This window comes from Algoriphagus sp. NF, from assembly GCF_028823735.1.
GTDB classification, from domain to species: domain Bacteria; phylum Bacteroidota; class Bacteroidia; order Cytophagales; family Cyclobacteriaceae; genus Algoriphagus; species Algoriphagus marincola.
The window spans coordinates 1-2012 of sequence record NZ_JAPEIB010000088.1; the positions used below are offsets into that span (position 1 = coordinate 1).

2 protein-coding genes are annotated in these 2012 nt (G+C 40.1%); both read left to right on the forward strand.

Annotated features, from left to right (window positions below; all coding sequences use genetic code 11):
- The first annotated feature begins 22 nt into the window (after window positions 1-22).
- On the forward strand, window positions 23-853 hold the full coding sequence (locus OU792_RS18410) for an HsdM family class I SAM-dependent methyltransferase (RefSeq protein ID WP_274671038.1): 831 nt from the start codon (window positions 23-25) through the stop codon (window positions 851-853).
- The coding region (locus OU792_RS18415; protein WP_274671039.1) for a restriction endonuclease subunit S at window positions 850-2012 on the forward strand (1163 nt) is incomplete at its 3' end. The genes OU792_RS18410 and OU792_RS18415, both read left to right, overlap by 4 nt.

Genomic DNA, 2012 nt, shown 5'->3' on the forward strand with positions numbered 1-2012 from the left:
TTCGTAGCTTTTCTTGCAACACATGATTTCTAAAATGAAATCGGGTGGCACTCGTATCGGCATTGTATTTAATGGTTCGCCTTTGTTTACGGGTGCTGCCGAAAGCGGAGAAAGCAATATCAGAAGATGGATTATTGAAAATGATTGGCTGGAAGCCGTGATTGCCCTACCCGACCAACTCTTTTACAACACAGGCATTAGCACCTACATCTGGATTGTAACCAACAACAAAAGTTCTGAGCGAAGCGGTAAGGTACAATTGATAAACGCCACAGGTGGTAAGGATGAAGAACTGACAAAAGAAGGTAAACTGGATTTCAACCGCTTTTGGCAAAAGATGGACAGAAGCTTGGGCAACAAACGCAAGAAAATTGCCGAAAACGGAAATGAAAAAGGCATTGGCTTTATAACCCAACTCTATGGCAATTTTGAAGAAAACGAGTTCTGCAAAATTCTACCCAACGAGTTCTTTGGTTATTGGAGAATTACGGTTGAACAGCCGTTAAAAGAAAACGGCAAAGTGGTAAAAAGCAAAGGACAACCCAAACCCGACACTTCTTTACGTGATTATGAAAACATCCCGTTTTTGAAGAAAGACCTGTCTGCCGAACAGGCAGGTGCAAACGGGAATCTGGTACCCCAAACCATTGAGGAATATTTTGAGTCCGAAGTAAAACCGCATTTGCCCGAAGCATGGATTGACCACAGCAAAACCAAGGTTGGGTACGAAATCAACTTTACCAAGTATTTCTATGAGTTCAAGCCATTGAGACCATTGGCAGACATCAAAGCCGATATTCTGGCTTTGGAGGAAAAGACATTGGAAACTGAAAAAACCGTGCTGGACTCATGAGAAAATACGATACCTACAAAGATTCGGGCATTGAATGGATTGGGGAAATTCCGAGCCATTGGGAGGTGAAGAAAGTAAAGCATCTAACCAGGCTTCAAGGAGGTTATGCGTTTAAAAGTGATTTGTTTACATCCGAAGGAATACCAGTGATACGAATTGGTGATATTGCTGACAGTATCAATTTTGAAGAATGTAAAAAAATAGATGACGATACTATTCCACAAGAATATAGGCTTGAACAATTTGATACTCTAATTGCATTATCTGGAGCAACAACAGGTAAAACTTGCTTTGTAGGCACTGTGCCACCTAAAGCATATATAAATCAGCGTGTTGCGAGAATTTTGTTTTCAAATAAATTGCTCTATTACATTGTTAATAGTGGCTTTTTTCAAGAACAAATATTATTAACAGCATCAGGTTCAGCTCAGGAAAACATTAGCAATTCGCAAATTGAGAATTTGGAAATATCAATTTCAAATAATCAACAAGAACAAACCGCCATTGCCGCCTACCTTGACAGCAAAACAGCCGAGATAGACGAACTGATAGCCGACAAAAAACGCTTGCTCGAACTCTACGAAGAAGAAAAAACTGCCATCATCAACCAAGCCGTTACCAAAGGCATCAACCCTGATGTACCCATGAAAGATTCAGGCATTGAATGGTTGGGCGAAATTCCGGAGCATTGGGAGGTAGTGCCTATTAAATATTCGCTCTTAGTTCCCTTAACAGATGGCCCGCATGAAACTCCCGCACTTTATCAAGAAGGCATTCCATTTATATCCGCTGAGGCAATCAAGGATGATAAAATAGACTTTGCAAAAATTAGAGGGTATATATCGCAGGAGGATCATGATAGATATTCAAAGAAATACAAACCTCAGAGAGGGGATGTATATATGATAAAATCGGGAGCAACAACAGGAAACTTAGCCAGAGTTGAAACTGATGAAGAATTTAACATTTGGTCACCTCTTGCGGCATTTAGACCTAATCCAAAACACACTACAACTGATTTCCTGTTCTATTTTATGAAATCTGTAAGTTTCTTTACTGCTGTGAAATTGGGATGGAATTATGGTACCCAGCAAAATATCGGAATGAATGTTCTTGAAAACCTTCGAATGGTTAGACCGCCCGTTGAAGAACAACAATC

Bases quoted from the DNA above. Each gene is read 5' to 3' on its own strand.
- OU792_RS18410 (WP_274671038.1), top strand. From the start codon at position 23: ATGATTTCTAAAATGAAATCGGGTGGCACTCGTATCGGCATTGTATTT.